The 16,829-nt window shown below is 40.5% G+C and carries 10 protein-coding genes and 2 pseudogenes; 1 reads left to right on the forward strand and 11 read right to left on the reverse strand.

What is annotated here, in order from left to right:
• Positions 1–177 precede the first annotated feature (177 nt).
• The 5 genes from eno to rlmD all read right to left on the reverse strand — a co-directional run bounded on the left by eno (position 178) and on the right by rlmD (position 8,295).
• Positions 178–1,482 (reverse strand): phosphopyruvate hydratase, encoded by a 1,305-nt coding sequence (gene eno, locus L0B53_RS05375; protein WP_235061119.1) that lies wholly within the window; start codon positions 1,480–1,482, stop codon positions 178–180.
• Between the two features lie 187 nt (positions 1,483–1,669).
• Complete coding sequence (locus tag L0B53_RS05380) at positions 1,670–3,310, reverse strand: CTP synthase (protein ID WP_235061120.1); 1,641 nt, start codon at positions 3,308–3,310, stop codon at positions 1,670–1,672.
• A 109-nt stretch (positions 3,311–3,419) separates the two neighbouring features.
• Positions 3,420–4,223, reverse strand: a complete 804-nt coding sequence (gene mazG, locus L0B53_RS05385) for a nucleoside triphosphate pyrophosphohydrolase (protein ID WP_235061121.1) — start codon at positions 4,221–4,223, stop codon at positions 3,420–3,422.
• A 163-nt stretch (positions 4,224–4,386) separates the two neighbouring features.
• Positions 4,387–6,606 carry a GTP diphosphokinase gene (relA, locus tag L0B53_RS05390; RefSeq protein ID WP_235061122.1) on the reverse strand — a complete coding sequence of 740 codons (2,220 nt, stop codon included), beginning with the start codon at positions 6,604–6,606 and terminating at the stop codon, positions 4,387–4,389.
• A gap of 372 nt (positions 6,607–6,978) precedes the next feature.
• Positions 6,979–8,295 carry a 23S rRNA (uracil(1939)-C(5))-methyltransferase RlmD gene (gene rlmD, locus L0B53_RS05395; RefSeq protein ID WP_235061123.1) on the reverse strand — a complete coding sequence of 439 codons (1,317 nt, stop codon included), beginning with the start codon at positions 8,293–8,295 and terminating at the stop codon, positions 6,979–6,981.
• Positions 8,296–8,421: 126 nt separating this feature from the next.
• Between rlmD and barA the strand changes: the two are divergent.
• Positions 8,422–11,207 (forward strand): annotated as a pseudogene (barA, locus tag L0B53_RS05400) (two-component sensor histidine kinase BarA).
• Positions 11,208–11,214: 7 nt separating this feature from the next.
• On the opposite strand, the gene acpS reads toward barA, so the two are convergent.
• The 6 genes and pseudogenes from acpS to lepA all read right to left on the reverse strand — a co-directional run bounded on the left by acpS (position 11,215) and on the right by lepA (position 16,771).
• Entirely contained in the window at positions 11,215–11,598 is a 384-nt protein-coding gene (acpS, locus tag L0B53_RS05405) for a holo-ACP synthase (RefSeq protein WP_235061124.1), read from the reverse strand.
• A gap of 28 nt (positions 11,599–11,626) precedes the next feature.
• Positions 11,627–12,337 (reverse strand): DNA repair protein RecO, encoded by a 711-nt coding sequence (recO, locus tag L0B53_RS05410; protein WP_235061125.1) that lies wholly within the window; start codon positions 12,335–12,337, stop codon positions 11,627–11,629.
• A 107-nt stretch (positions 12,338–12,444) separates the two neighbouring features.
• Positions 12,445–13,338: pseudogene (gene era, locus L0B53_RS05415) on the reverse strand (GTPase Era); the annotation flags it as partial.
• 17 nt (positions 13,339–13,355) lie between these two features.
• Positions 13,356–14,033, reverse strand: coding sequence for a ribonuclease III (gene rnc, locus L0B53_RS05420; RefSeq protein ID WP_235061127.1), 678 nt, complete (start codon positions 14,031–14,033; stop codon positions 13,356–13,358).
• 10 nt (positions 14,034–14,043) lie between these two features.
• Positions 14,044–14,940, reverse strand: coding sequence for a signal peptidase I (gene lepB, locus L0B53_RS05425; protein ID WP_235061128.1), 897 nt, complete (start codon positions 14,938–14,940; stop codon positions 14,044–14,046).
• Positions 14,941–14,974: 34 nt separating this feature from the next.
• On the reverse strand, positions 14,975–16,771 hold the full coding sequence (gene lepA, locus L0B53_RS05430; RefSeq protein WP_235061129.1) for a translation elongation factor 4: 1,797 nt from the start codon (positions 16,769–16,771) through the stop codon (positions 14,975–14,977).
• Positions 16,772–16,829 lie beyond the last annotated feature (58 nt).

Genomic DNA, 16,829 nt, shown 5'->3' on the forward strand with positions numbered 1-16,829 from the left:
ATTAAGCTTAATGAATGATAGTTGAGTATTGAGTACTTTTTGAGACAGCGAACCAAATAAGTTACGACCTTCTCACCGTCAAACATGAGCATGGTACTTTAAAATAGAGACAAAAATAGAGACAAAAAAAAGCCACTCGATTGAGTGGCTCTCTTATTCAGACTTAAGCGTTAAAAATTAAGCTTGGCCTTTAACTTCTTTAAGACCGTTAAATGGTACTGCACCACCTAACGCTTCTTCGATACGGATAAGTTGGTTGTACTTAGCAACACGATCAGAACGGCTCATAGAACCAGTTTTGATTTGACCTGCAGCAGTACCTACCGCTAAATCAGCGATAGTTGCATCTTCAGTTTCACCCGAACGGTGAGAGATAACAGCCGTATAACCAGCATCTTTAGCCATCTTAATTGCAGCTAAAGTTTCAGTTAAAGAACCGATTTGGTTAAGTTTGATTAGGATTGAGTTAGTGATGTCTTTCTCAATACCTTCAGCAAAGATCTTAGTGTTTGTAACGAATAGATCGTCACCAACAAGCTGAATTTTGTCGCCAAGTAGTTCAGTCTGGTGTTTGAAACCATCCCAATCTGACTCATCAAGACCATCTTCGATAGAAACGATTGCTGGGTACTTAGCAACTAGGTCTTCTAGGAAGTGGTTGAAACCTTTAGAGTCGAACTTCTTACCTTCGCCTTTAAGGTCGTAGATACCTTCTTCTTTGTTGTAGAACTCAGAAGCAGCACAGTCCATAGCAAGAGTGATGTCTTTACCTAGAACGTAACCAGCAGCTTCTACCGCTTCTTTGATTGCTTCTAGAGCCGCTTCGTTTGACTCAAGGTTAGGAGCGAAACCACCTTCATCACCAACTGCAGTGCTCATGCCTTTAGACTTAAGTACTTTAGCTAGGCTGTGGAATACTTCAGAACCCATGCGAACAGCTTCTTTGATTGAAGCAGCGCCAACTGGCTGAATCATGAATTCTTGAATATCAACAGTGTTATCTGCATGCTCACCACCATTGATGATGTTCATCATTGGAAGAGGCATAGAGTACTGACCAGCAGTACCGTTTAATTCTGCGATATGAGCAAAAAGAGCCATACCTTTAGATGCTGCTGCCGCTTTCGCTGCTGCTAGAGAAACAGCTAGGATTGCATTAGCACCAAAGTTTGATTTGTTTTCTGTACCATCTAAATCGATCATTACCTGATCAACATCAGCTTGTGCAGTTGCGTCTTTACCAACAAGCGCACCAGCGATTGGACCATTGATAGCACCAACTGCTTTTAGTACACCTTTACCTAAGAAACGAGACTTATCGCCATCACGTAGTTCTAAAGCTTCACGTGAACCCGTTGATGCACCAGATGGAGCCGCAGCCATACCAACGAAACCACCTTCTAGGTGAACTTCAGCTTCTACAGTTGGGTTACCACGTGAATCGATGATTTCACGACCTAAAACTTTAACGATCTTAGACATTTTATATCCTCTTTATTATGTATATATCCAAAGTTTATTAAAGAGTATGGTTGCCTAATATCACTATCCTTGGCTACCACACTCTCAAAGAAATCTATTTATAACGTTTATACTCTTCACACTTGAAGCTGCTAGGTTGTTGGCTGTATTCGCTCACCGACTAACAACTCCAATTATTTTGAGTCTATTATTTATTAATCTCTTTACGCTGGTATTTACCAGCCGCTTCTACAAAACCTTCAAACAATGGATGACCATCGCGAGGAGTAGAAGTAAATTCTGGGTGGAATTGACAAGCCACAAACCATGGGTGGTTCGGGATCTCAATAATTTCCACTAATTTCTTGTCAGCAGATAAACCTGACACCATTAAACCTGCATCAGTAACCTTCGGTAAAAGGTTATTGTTTACTTCATAACGGTGACGGTGACGCTCATGGATCGTTGGCGCATTATATAGCGCTCTAACTTTTGAGCCTTCAGCTAAGTGACAAAGTTGTGACCCAAGACGCATTGTACCACCAAGATCAGACTTCTCAGTACGTTGTTCTACTTGACCTTCGCCATCAACCCACTCTGTAATCAATCCTACAACTGGGTATTCTGTATCTTTAGAAAACTCAGAAGAGTGTGCGCCATTTAAGTGTGCAACATTACGTGCAAACTCAATCAGAGCAACCTGCATCCCTAAGCATATACCTAAATATGGAACATTGTTCTCACGAGCGTATTGTGCGGCAAGAATTTTACCCTCAACACCACGATCACCAAAACCACCAGGAACAAGAATTGCGTCCAAACCATGCAGTACATCAGTACCTTTTGACTCAACATCTTGCGAATCAACATACTTGATCGTCACATTTAAACGATTTTTTAATCCTGCGTGTTTTAGAGCTTCATTAACAGATTTGTATGCATCAGGTAATTCAATATATTTACCGACCATACCAATCGTGACTTCACCTGTTGGGTTAGCTTCTTCATAGATAACTTGTTCCCACTCAGAAAGATCAGCATCAGGGGCTGAAATACCAAAACGCTGACAAACTAAATCATCAAGGCCCTGTGCTTTAATCAACTGTGGGATTTTGTAGATAGAATCTACGTCTTTCATAGAGATAACCGCACGTTCTTGAACGTTACAGAACAGAGCTATTTTAGCGCGCTCATTAGCCGGAATAATACGGTCTGAACGACAAACTAAAACGTCAGGCTGGATACCAATAGAAAGTAACTCTTTTACAGAGTGCTGAGTCGGCTTCGTTTTCACTTCACCCGCTGCAGCTAAATAAGGAACGAGAGTTAAGTGCATAAACATCGTATTTTCACGGCCGATCTCAACCGCTAATTGACGAATAGCTTCCATAAATGGCAGTGATTCGATATCACCAACCGTACCACCGACTTCTACAATCGCAATATCATGACCAGCAGCACCGGAAATAACTCGCTCTTTGATTGCATTCGTAATATGAGGGATAACCTGAATAGTTGCACCTAGGTAGTCACCACGACGCTCTTTACGAAGAACATCTGCGTAGACACGACCAGCCGTAAAGTTATTACGCTTAGTCATCTTGGTACGAATGAAACGCTCATAGTGGCCTAAATCTAAATCCGTCTCTGCGCCATCTTCCGTAACGAATACTTCACCGTGTTGAGTTGGGCTCATTGTGCCGGGGTCAACATTAATATATGGGTCAAGCTTCATCATCGTGACATTTAAGCCACGTGCTTCTAAAATCGCAGCTAATGAAGCAGCAGCAATACCTTTACCTAGAGAGGATACAACCCCACCAGTTACAAAAATATAATTCGTTGTCATGTCTAACCTGAAGTTTGGCGAATGAAAGAAGGTTTGTTTTTTGAAACAATTGGACGGGTGATTAGTATACTGGAACCCTCGATATCACACAACGGAAATGTGACCTTTTTCATACTTTCCGCTCATTTTGTTTAACCCGTTCCCACTCCAAATCCATCTCTTGTAGGCTACTTTGTTGTAATGATGAACCTTTTTCGTTAATGGCTTGTTCCACAAATCGAAAGCGTTGTTCAAATTTACGATTAGCCTTCAATAATGCTTGTTCGGGGTTGACGTTTAAGTGGCGAGACATATTCACAACAGCAAAGAGTAAATCGCCCATCTCTTCTTCAATTCGAATCTGATTCAGGGTTTCAGCTTCTGCCTCTTCCATCACCTCGTCGATCTCTTCATGGACTTTAGCGACCACAGGTTCGAGATGATCCCAATCAAAACCATACTTTGAACAACGCTTCTGAAGTTTCTCTGCTCGCATCATAGCGGGCAGTGAAGCAGATATATCATCTAAAATACTGGTCAATCCTTTTTCTTGACGCTCTTGGCTTTTTAGTTGTTCCCAATCTACATTTTTTGGCTCGATTACTTGATCATTTTTATCTTTGAACACATGAGGATGGTGACGAATTAATTTACTATTAATAGCTTCAGCAATATCGTTAAATTCGAATTTACCCTCTTCTTTACCGATCTGGCTATAAAAGATAATTTGATAAAGTAGATCGCCAAGCTCATCTTTTACATCCCCCCAATTTTGACGAGAGATCGCATCTGCCACTTCATAGCTCTCTTCGATGGTATAAGGGACCAGAGAATCAAAGGTCTGCTGTTGATCCCACGGGCAACCTGTTTTTGCATCTCGTAGTTGTGACATCAACGCTAATAACTTATCTAACTGGTCTCGGTTATCACTCATTACAAATCCTCTTTATGTGTATAGGCGATACATCATCATGATTTAATTTTCATAAAAAAATAGGCCACTGTTATCATATGATAGTGACCTAATCTTATATCGATTAACTTTGGCTCTGAATCATTTAAATAGCATGCAAGAAGATTAATAATCGATTGAACAGTTAATGAAGACGATACGCTTCTGCAATATCATTGATATTCTCCACTCGATTAATCACTCGACCTAACACTTCAATATTGGGCAGTTCTAAATCAAAATCAAAAATCGAAACCCGTTGACGATAATCAACTCGACTCTTCATTCCTGCGACTTTCACTTTTTCATTACCGAAGAGTGTGGTGAGATCTTTCAATAAACCATTACGCTCATTAGCGATTACGCGCAAAGTAATATGGTAACTACCATGACTGCTGCCCCACACTGTATCAATAATTCGCTCGGGTGCATGATGACGCAGTTCATTTAACTGCTCACAATCACGACGGTGTACCGATATTCCTCGACCTTGAGTGACATAACCACAGATATCATCTCCCGGTATCGGCTGACAGCAACGCGCTAAGTGGTTCATCAGGTTATCCACCCCTTCGACCACAACAGCATCTTTATGAGGCTTTTTGGGAGAGAGGGTTTTCAGATCACTCTCTTGTAATTGTTCCAACAGCTTTTTATCTTCTTCTTCAGCGGTTGGCTTATTAATCAAAGAATTTAAGTGATTAATGACCTGATTAATTCGTAAATCACCACTACCAATCCCAGCAAAGAACTCTTCTAAACTATTAACATTAAATCGCTTCAGTGAGTTTTGTTCGACATCCTTCATGGTGCCATTTATTTTTGACAGCTCAGTTTCTAAGATCTCTTTACCGGCAATGATATTTTTATCACGACCTTGCTTACGAAACCACGCATGAATTTTAGAACGAGAGCGACTTGAGTGGACAAATCCTAAACTTGGGTTCAACCAGTCACGAGATGGGTTGGGTTCTTTTTGAGTAATAATATCAACTTGATCGCCCATACTGAGTTGGTATGTGTAGGGAACAATACGTCCTCCAACTTTTGCACCAATACAGCGATGCCCCACTTCAGAATGAATATGATAAGCAAAATCTAATGGGGTCGCGCCTGTAGGAAGATCAATGACGTCCCCTTTTGGTGTGAATGCATAAACGCGATCATCAAACACTTGGCTTCGTAATTCATCTAACACTTCACCACTGTCTGACATCTCTTCTTGCCAGTCTAAAAGTTTTCGTAGCCAGATGATTTTCTCATCATAACCACTGCGTCCACCTGTTGAGCCTTCTTTATATTTCCAGTGGGCAGCAACCCCTAATTCAGAATCTTCGTGCATCTGTCGAGTACGAATCTGAATTTCAATCGATTGACCACCCGGACCTAAAACAACCGTATGAATAGATTGATAGCCATTGGGCTTTGGATTTGCGACATAATCATCAAATTCATTTGGTAAATGACGGTAATGAGTATGAACGGCACCAAGAGCTGCATAACAATCTTGTAAACGATCCGCGATAATACGTACCGCTCGCACATCAAATAACTCATCAAAAGCAAGATTCTTTTTCTGCATCTTGCGCCAGATACTGTAAATATGTTTTGGCCGGCCACAAACCTCTGCACGAATATCGAGTTTCTTCATCTCTTTTGATAATGCGGAGACAAAGTTATCAATATATCCTTCTCGATCGATTCGACGTTCAGACAGTTGCTTTGCGATCTGTTTATAGGTATTTGGGTGTTGATAACGGAAGGTGTAATCTTCAATTTCCCATTTTAACTGACCAATACCAAGACGGTTAGCTAATGGCGCGTAAATATTGGCACACTCTTTAGCGGCAGCTTGACGAACATCATTATCCGCATCTTTGACTTCGCGAAGATGACAGATGCGCTCAGAGAGTTTAATTATCACACAGCGAAAGTCTTCTACCATGGAAAGTAGCATCCGCCGGATGTTATCAACTTGAGTGGAAGACGATGACTCATCTTGAGTCGCATTCAGTTGACGAATAGCGGCCATCACTTCGACACCATCCAGCATTTTGGTGATTTTCTTACCATAATGCTCATTGACCCACTCTTCATCGATCATTTTAGCATCGAAGAATGGAAACAACAGTGCAGAAACAAGGGTTGCTCTGTCCATACTTAATGTAACAAGAATCTCAACCATTTCCCTGCCTCGCCATAATAGCAAGGCACCTTGTTGATCATCATCAACTAACGTCAAACATTGTTTATAAGTCTTTACTAAGGCATTCGCGACTTTCTTATCTTGTTGAAGCGTCTCAATCCAACTTGATAATTCAAATGTTTCGCTCTCTTGTAAATGTGCGCTTCGAACTGCAACCATATCCTTTCCTGTCTCTCAACTCGAACTAGAGAGCGATACCCATCTTACTTTTAGGATAGCTATCACTCCACCAGCAAATCATTTATCAATCGGTAATGTTAATCTCATTACTCGTTATTATTTAATCAGTATCTTTCTAACTTAAAATAGCGTTACGCTTGATACTTGAAGTATGTTAGGCCAGATTGATAACAGTTACCGCTAGCTTCATTCGCCCCAATCATCTAGTGCAGTTATACTCATCTGCTCTCGAGTACTTGTCGCCGACTAGCTACGCCAATGATGAGTATATCTTATGGGTAGCGACTTCAAGATTATTATCCTAATATGTACTTCCTTAATTTTAGGGTAATAATTTTAATTTACTATTTTTTATCGCTTTTTTGTAAATAGTGCCATCGACTCTAAATGCCCAGTCTGAGGGAACATATCTAGCATACCTAATTGGCTGATTTGATAACCTGCTGTTAATAGTAACTGGCTATCTCTTGCTAATGTGGCTGGATTACAAGACACATAGACAATTTTCTCAGGTTTTAATTCAACAATATGAGACATTACCCCTGCAGCTCCTGCTCTTGCTGGATCTAAAAGGACTTTATTAAACTTGGTCTCTAGCTGTTCTGCTGGTAAGAATTGCTGATCTAAATCGGTATGATAAAAATGACAATTGGTTAATCCGTTAATTGCAGCATTTTTTTGCGCGCGGTTTACCATTTCAGGCACACCCTCGATACCAACCACTAACTCAGCACGCTTAGCGATAGGTAGGCTAAAATTACCTAAACCACAGAATAGATCTAAAACACGATCTTGTTCTGAAACCGCCAGCCAATTTAAGGCTTGTTCAACCATTTGATCATTGACGACTTTATTAACCTGAATGAAATCTTGTGGCTCAAAGTCTATCTGACAATCGGAAATTCGATAATAAGGACGATCCCCCACTAAATGTTCCACTTGTCCACTCTCAGCAGAAAGGTAAATCGTCAAATTATGCCGCGTTGAGAAACGAATAAGTTCAGCTTTATCATCCTCAGATAATGGGACTAAATGACGTAATAACATAATATTGACATTATCAGCCGCCACAAGTTCCATATGCCCAAGATCTCGATAACCTTTTAATTGTTTTAATTGCTCTTTTAATGGCTCAATCAATGTCTCCAACGATAAAGCGAGTACTGGGCAATGAGTAATATCGACAATTTGATTGCTCTTTCGTTGGCGATAACCTACTTTTCCTTTGTAGATACTGATTCGAGCACTACGACGATAATGCCATGAGTCACTCATGACAGGCTCTGAAAGAATCGTCTCGACATCCAATTGTTGCTGAGTCAGTTTCGAGATCAGCTGTACAAGGCTCTGCTGTTTACTGGCAACTTGGGCTTGATGCTCAAAGTGCTGCAAGTTACAACCACCACACTCGCCATAATATTGACAACCTGCTGGTACGCGTTGCTCGCTCGGAGTTAACACTTTAATTAATTTTGCTTTGGCGTACTGTTTCTTTTCTTCAACTAACTGAATAAGTACTTCTTCTGTAGGCAGTGCTCCTTCAACAAATACCGCTTTTTTATTAAGACGACCAATGCCAATCCCTTGATGATCAAGACGTTCAATCATGATGGGTTTATGTTTTGTATCTATCTTCTTTGTTTTTTGAGGCTTAAAAAAGCGTGCCATGATGTCGATTCTCATTAAATTTAGGTTGATTGAGCATGTTTGATTGTCGAATGTCAGTAAATTCTTTAAGCTGATACTCTAAATCAGGCTATATTTTCCCATATATTTATTATTTTGTAATCAAACATGACTAAATACGGACTAAGAGCGCGAGTTATTACTTTAACTTTAGCGCCAACATTGATCATTGGGCTGTTTCTGAGCATCTTTTTTACTTTAAATCGCTATCAAGATTTGGAGCAGCAACTTATTTCAACGGGTACCAGTATTGTTGAGCCTTTAGCCATGTCTACAGAGTATGGTATCTCAACTCAAAATCGCGAGTCGGTTCGCAAATTAATTAGCTACGTTCACCGAAAGCATTCCGAATTAGTCCGAAGTATTGCGGTGTTTGATAGTAACAACAAGCTCTTTGTTACCTCTAACTTCCACCGTAATTTTGAAGCCTTAATGGTGCCAGATATTCAAGATATCCCCAGTTTTGTCAATATCTCGCAAGTTAATGACACCATGATCCTTAGAGCCCCGATTTTAGCAGAAGCGACGCTATCAAACCCTCGTGCCAAAGCAACAGGAAAAGTATTAGGTTATGTTGCATTAGAGCTCGATCTGTCGAGTGTTAAGATTCAACAGTATAAAGAAATCTTTATTGCACTTTCTGTTTTATTAGTTGGTTTTATTCTCTCTGGATTCTTTGCCTATCGATTAATGCGAGATGTCAGCACGCCAATAACCAATATGAGCAATGCCATCGATCGCATTCGTCGAGGTCATATCAATGTTCGGATAGAAGGCGAGCTTCCCGGTGAACTTGATTCCCTCAAGAAGGGGATCAATGCGATGGCAATTTCGCTCTCTGAATACCATTTAGAAATGCAGCAAAGTATCGATCAAGCGACCTCAGATCTCCGTGAAACCTTAGAACAGCTTGAAATACAAAATATAGAACTTGATATTGCTAAAAAACGTGCCCAAGAAGCCGCTAGAATTAAGTCTGAATTCTTAGCCAATATGTCCCATGAATTAAGAACGCCACTAAATGGAATTATTGGTTTTACCCGTCAAATATTAAAGACATCGCTCAATCCAAGTCAATACGACTATTTGCAGACTATCGATAAATCATCAACCAATCTACTGCATATTATTAATGATATTTTAGACTTCTCGAAGTTAGAAGCAGGAAAACTATTGTTAGAAAGTCTGCCTTTTAACTTCCAAGAAACCCTTGAGGAGGTGACTCGACTGCTTGCACCCGCTGCCCATGATAAAGGGCTCGAGTTAACAGTTAATATCGATCCTAAAATACCTCAAGGGGTGATTGGTGATCCATTCAGAATCCAACAAGTTCTCACTAATATTATCGGTAATGCGATTAAATTCACCGAAAGCGGTAACATTGATATTTCCATTATTTGTAAGCAAATTATGGATAAAAACATTACCCTACAATTTGTGATCAAAGATAGTGGAATTGGGATTTCTGAACGCCAACAGACTGAATTGTTCCAAGCATTTAGGCAAGCAGATACCAGTATCTCTCGTCGTTATGGTGGAACGGGTTTAGGTCTCGTTATCACCCAAAAAATTGTTGCCGAAATGGGTGGAGAAATCGGACTTAAAAGTCGATTACACCAAGGTTCGACTTTCTGGTTTACCGTTTCTCTTATCGAAACAGAAGTACCCGATGTTAATCCCATTAATCGCGAGCAATTCAAAGGAAAAAAATCTTACTCATTGAACCTAATTATCAAACTGCAGCCATTATCCAACAACAGCTTTATCGTCTTGGCATGCAAGTGACTTATCGCTCACAATTAGTTGAACCTCTTGAGTATCATCATCATGCTATTCTAGGCATTAACTCAAAAGATGAGATAGAGTACGAACAGCTACAGCAAGATATCAAACAACTCAAATTAATTAGTTCTAATCTGGTGGTTGCAGTACCAAGTAATGCGCTCTCTCTTTATGACCAACTACTTAAAGAAGGCGTTAATCATTGTATTACTAAGCCGATAGCTGAACGTCGCCTACTTGAATCCCTTGAAGAACCGCTACTATTAACGATATCTGAAGAGAGTAAATTGGAGACTAATTCTCAGGGTCGTCAAACACCTAAGTTACCTATTTCAATTATGGCTGTCGATGATAACCCTGCAAACCTTAAATTAATTGAAGCACTGTTAAGTGATTTAGTAGACAACATTACGACTTGTGATCGCGGTCAAAAAGCCATCAATTATGCAAAAGATCAATTATTTGACCTTATCCTTATGGATATCCAAATGCCAGAGATGGATGGCGTGACAGCATGTAACCGAATTAAAGCGTTAGAAGGAAAGCAAGAAACGCCAATTATTGCCGTCACAGCACATGCTATCGATGGTGAAAAGGAACGTTTAATAGAGGCAGGTATGGATGATTACCTCGCTAAGCCAATCGATGAACATATTTTAGAAGCGATGATCTTAAAGTGGACAGCAAATAACAGTGAGATCAATCCACAATCAAAACTGCTCGAATCCAAAGTCAATTTAACCACTCAACAAAATATCAAGAGTGAGACAAATAATCCGACGGTCATTGACTGGGCAGCAGCACTTAAAAAATCAGCAAATAAACCGAATTTAGCGAAAGATATGTTGCAAATGCTCACAGATTTCTTACCCGAGGTCGAGCAAAAAATTGAGCTTTATTTAGAGGGGGATGAAGTCGAGTTACTTGCTGTTATTCATAAACTTCATGGTAGCTCTGCTTATTGTGGCGTACCTCGCTTACAAAAACTCTGCTTTGATGTAGAAAAAGCCCTAAGGCAACAAGAAACAGCCTCAGACATTGAACCTGAATTACTTGAGATTTTAGATGAGAGTTATAAAATCACTCAAGAAGCAAAAAAATACTTACTTTAATTTATCTTTAACTCTCTAAAATAACCGTCGCAACGGCATACTGTTTTTCATCAGCAATCGTCAAGTGACAATGCTTACCTTGGCGTTGCTGAAACAACTCAAGTGCTTTATCGCTTAGTATTAATAAAGGCTTACCCAACTCATCATGGTTGACTTGAAAGTCTTGAAAAGTCACACCACAAGCAATGCCGGTTCCTAATGCTTTCGATGCTGCCTCTTTCACTGCAAAGCGCTTAGCTAAATAACGAGCAGGAAAATGAGTCTCTTTAAACCTAGCACGTTCATTCGGATGAAGGATTCGCTCCGCAAAGCTATCATCTTTTTGTCGCCTTAATACTTTTTCTATTCGGGATATTTCAACAATATCTGTCCCTAAACCTATCAGTGCCATAACTTCTCCTAAGGTACTTTCAAATATCTTAACGACGGTTTTTACGTAATAGCGGCAAAAAGAGTTCTCGACTCTTCAATGGCTTTGAACCTAAGTAAGGTTTTAGTGCAATTCGAGTAAAACGTTTTGCGGCTTTTAACTGGCCTGATGTCATAAATTGTCGATTAGAAATAGCCCTTAAATCTTCCCCAGTAAAGCTCAAATTACTCGCTTTGAGTGAAGCAATAAAACCGTGTTGTTCACGATACAGGTACTTCATTTTATCATCAATAGGATCGCCTGTAGCGGCGCAGTGAAGAAAATCAATGCCATAACCAAGGTGTTGTAATAAGGCGAGCTCAAAACGTCTTAATGCGGGTTCAGGGTTGGTTGATTGTGCCAACTCTTTTAACACATCGAGATAATTAAGAAAGAGGTCTGGGTAACCTGTTTCACCTCTGATCACCCGACTAATCACTTCGTTAACATAAAGTGCAGAGTAGAGATTTAGACCCGAGAGTGGGATCGCAAGACTAATAGGTTCAGCATGCCGTAAAGTGCGCATTGAACCTTTTCCCGACCATTTCATCAACAGAGGAGTAAAGGGTTGTAGAGCCCCTTTTAGGTTAGAACGTTTAGCGCGAGCACCTTTGGCGAGAATTGACACTCGACCATGCTCTTCACTAAAAATATCGAGGATTAAACTGGTTTCACTATAAGGGCGTCGATGGAGCACAAAGCAACGTTGTAGTCCTTCCATTGTCTCTCTTTGATTACGCTATAAGTCGTTAAGTATCTATACCTTTATTGCTTTAGGTATAAAAGAAAAAAGGGTGTTGGAATTACTCCCAGCACCCTATTTTTTATTTAAAGATCGTCGATATAACCGAGACTACGCAGTGCGCGTTCATCATCAGCCCAACCCGACTTCACTTTAACCCAAAGTTCTAAGTAAACTTTGCGATCGAATAACTCTTCCATATCAAGACGTGCTTCACGGCCAATCGTCTTAATTTTTTCGCCTTTAGTACCAATAACCATCTTCTTCTGACCTTTACGTTCAACAAGAATTAGACCATTAATATCAAAGCCGTCAGTCCCTGGGTTGTAATCGAAACGTTCGATCTCAACCGTCACCGAGTAAGGTAGTTCATCACCGGTAAAACGCATTAGCTTTTCACGGATGATCTCAGATGCCATAAAGCGTTGTGAACGGTTTGTCACATACTCTTCTGGGAAGTGATGAACAGCAACAGGAAGATGCTCTCTCACCAATTTCTGAACGACATCAAAGTTAGTTCCATGTTTCGCTGAAACAGGCACAACATCAACAAAGTCCATCTTATCAGCCAGATGTTGTAAATGAGGGAAAAGGATCTCTTTCTCACGAACATTATCAACTTTGTTAACCAATAATACGGTTGGCAATTCACTCTTAATTAGTTTATTAAGCACCATTTCATCATCGTCAGTCCAGATAGTACCGTCGACTAAAAATAGAACCAAATTCACATCACTTAATGAGCTGTTTGCCGCTCGGTTCATCAAACGGTTGATCGCTCGCTTCTCTTCAATATGAAGACCTGGTGTATCAATATAAATCGCTTGATAATCCCCTTCAGTATCAACACCCATAATACGGTGACGAGTGGTTTGAGGCTTACGCGATGTGATTGAAATTTTCTGACCTAAAATACGGTTCAGCAGGGTTGATTTACCAACATTTGGTCGACCAACAATGGCGATAAAGCCACAGTGTTGCGGATGCTCTTCTACTGTCATGATTCCAACTGTTTTAATGCTGTTTCTGCTGCAGCCTGCTCAGCCTTGCGTCGACTACTGCCTTCACCAACTACAGGTTTATCCAAACCTGAAATCTCACACATAACGGTAAATAATTGATTATGTGCCTCACCTTTTACTTTGGTCACTTCATAACTTGGAAGCGGTAAACGGCGGCCTTGCAAACACTCTTGCAGGCGCGTTTTTGGATCTTTTTGGTTAATTCCAGGCTGTATCTGCTCTAAACGAGAGTGATACCAAGCTAAGACGACTTTACGAACGATCTCAACATCACTGTCTAAATAGACGGCACCAATAATCGCTTCGACTGCATCGGCAAGAATTGAATCACGACGGAAACCGCCACTTTTTAACTCTCCAGGCCCTAGCAATAGATGATCGCCAAGATCAAACTCACGCGCTAATTCAGCCAGTGTATGGCCACGAACGAGTGTTGCACGCATACGACTCATATCACCTTCATTCACTTTAGGAAAACGGTGATATAACTCATCAGCAACCACAAAACTTAAGATAGAATCGCCTAAGAACTCCAATCTTTCATTATGTTTACTGTTAGCACTACGGTGTGTCAGTGCTAATTTTAAGCGAGATAGGTCATTAAATTCATAACCTATCTGACGTTGTAATTTTTCTGTTTTAAGAGATTTCATTTTATCTCGATTATTCAATACCACCGATGCGATTAAATCTTACACCAGTAGGAACCCATGATGGCAATGCACTATCTTGAGCTCGGTCAAATTCAAAACTGATCCAGATCCCGACCGCTTTACCAACAAAGTTAGCTTCAGGAACAAATCCCCAATAACGACTATCAGCACTATTATCACGGTTATCACCCATCATAAAGTACTCGCCTTGAGGAACAACCCATTCGTTGACACCTGGTCGTGGTTGGTACATTGAAGTACGGTCACCACGACGTGGATTAACAAGAATTTGGTGTGGCACATCACCCAACTGCTCTTTTGCACTAATTAAACGCGTCATACCATCAGAAAACTGGCTCTCTTTAACATCAGAGATGGCCACTTTAGTACAGGCTTTCTCTCCTGGTTTTTTAATACAAATCTGCTTATTTGCATAAACAATTGTATCGCCAGGAAGACCGACCACACGTTTAATATAGTCAATTTTAGGATTTGGTGGGTATTTAAATACCGCAACATCTCCTCGTTCAGGCTTTCCAGTTTCAACTAATGTCGAACGGAAAACGGGATCATGAATACCATAAGAAAACTTCTCAACCAAGATGAAATCACCAACCAATAATGTTGGCATCATCGAACCGGATGGGATCTGGAACGGCTCATAAATAAAAGAACGCAATATCAATACAAACGCGATAACAGGAAACACCGAACTCGATGTTTCGACCCATCCCGGTTGAGGGGCAACGGTTGATAATGTTCTATCATCAACCTGACCCCCTGACTTCTCACGCGCAGCGTCAATTTTGGCTTTGCGCTTTGGAGCCCAAGAAAACTTATCTAGCGCCCAAATAATTCCGGTTATTACTGTAATAATCACCAAAATCAGTGAAAAGTTATTAGACATTGCTGTTCCCTTTTTTCTTTTTTATTGCAAAAATTTACTTATCTTTACCAACATGAAGGATCGCTAAGAACGCTTCTTGAGGCAGCTCAACGTTACCGATCTGCTTCATTCGTTTCTTACCATCTTTCTGCTTCTGTAGTAGTTTTTTCTTACGGCTAATATCACCACCGTAACATTTTGCCGTTACGTTTTTACGGAGCTGTTTAACGGTTGAACGAGCAATAACTTGGTTACCAATCGCAGCTTGAATCGCAATATCAAACTGTTGACGAGGAATGAACTCTTTCATCTTCTCAACCACGCCACGTCCACGCCCTTGAGCATTTGAACGGTGAGTAATAATTGCTAGCGCATCAACACGATCACCATTAAGTAAAATATCAACACGTGTCATGTCTGATATTTCATAATGATGGAAGTTATAATCTAACGATGCATAACCACGTGATGTTGATTTCAAACGGTCAAAGAAATCAAGAACCACTTCCGCCATAGGAATATCATACGTTAATGCAACTTGGTTTCCGTGATAGACCATATCAACCTGAGTACCACGTTTCTCAATACAAAGGGTAATAACATTACCTAAGTACTCAGACGGAACAAGGATATGACAACGAGAAATTGGCTCACCAATCGTCTCAATATCATTAACCGCAGGCAGTTTTGCAGGGCTATCGACGTAGAAGACTTCACCCGTTGTGCGCTTTACCTCATAAACTACGGTTGGCGCAGTGGTAATAAGGTCAATATTATATTCACGCTCTAAACGCTCTTGGATAATCTCCATGTGTAGCATGCCTAAGAAGCCACAACGGAAACCAAAACCAAGTGCTGCAGAGCTCTCTGGCTCATAAAACAGTGACGCATCATTTAGGCTTAGTTTACCCAATGCATCACGGAAGTTTTCATAGTCATCAGAAGAGACTGGGAATAAACCCGCATAAACCTGAGGCTTCACTTTTTCAAAGCCAGGTAATGCTTCTTCACTGCCATTTTTAGCATGCGTTAAGGTATCACCCACTGGTGCACCTAAAATATCTTTGATACCACAGACTACCCAGCCTACTTCGCCAGTATTTAATTGTTGTGTATCAATCTGTTTTGGTGTGAAGATACCAATACGGTCAACACCCCAAACTTGGTCCGTACTCATTACTTTGATTTTGTCATTTTTCTTTAATACGCCATTTTTAATACGTACTAATGAGACAACACCTAAGTAGTTATCAAACCAAGAATCAATAATTAGTGCTTGAAGAGGAGCGTCAGGATCGCCCTCTGGAGCAGGTACAGCTTCTACAATTTTTTCAAGCACATCATCAACACCAACGCCTGTTTTCGCACTACAGCGAACAGCATCAATAGCATCAATACCAACAATGTCTTCAATCTCTTCTGCTACACGCTCTGGCTCTGCCGCCGGTAAATCGATCTTATTTAAGATTGGCACAACCTCAAGATCCATTCCGATAGCGGTATAACAGTTTGCTAGCGTTTGTGCTTCAACACCCTGACCAGCATCAACCACCAGCAGCGCGCCTTCACAAGCAGCTAGCGAACGAGAAACTTCATAAGAGAAATCTACATGTCCAGGAGTATCGATAAAGTTTAATTGATAGTGTTCGCCATCATTTGCTTTATAGTCAAGGGTAACACTTTGTGCTTTGATAGTGATCCCGCGCTCTCGCTCTAAATCCATAGAGTCAAGAACCTGAACGTCCATTTCACGATCGGATAAACCGCCGCATACCTGAATTAATCGGTCGGATAGTGTCGATTTGCCGTGATCGATATGGGCAATAATTGAAAAGTTGCGAATATGCTTCATGAATAGATGTGACTAACCCGTAAGTTGATAAAAAGCTGTTATTAGATCAAGTTGACGG

It is taken from the genome of Vibrio sp. SS-MA-C1-2 (assembly GCF_021513135.1).
GTDB lineage: Bacteria > Pseudomonadota > Gammaproteobacteria > Enterobacterales > Vibrionaceae.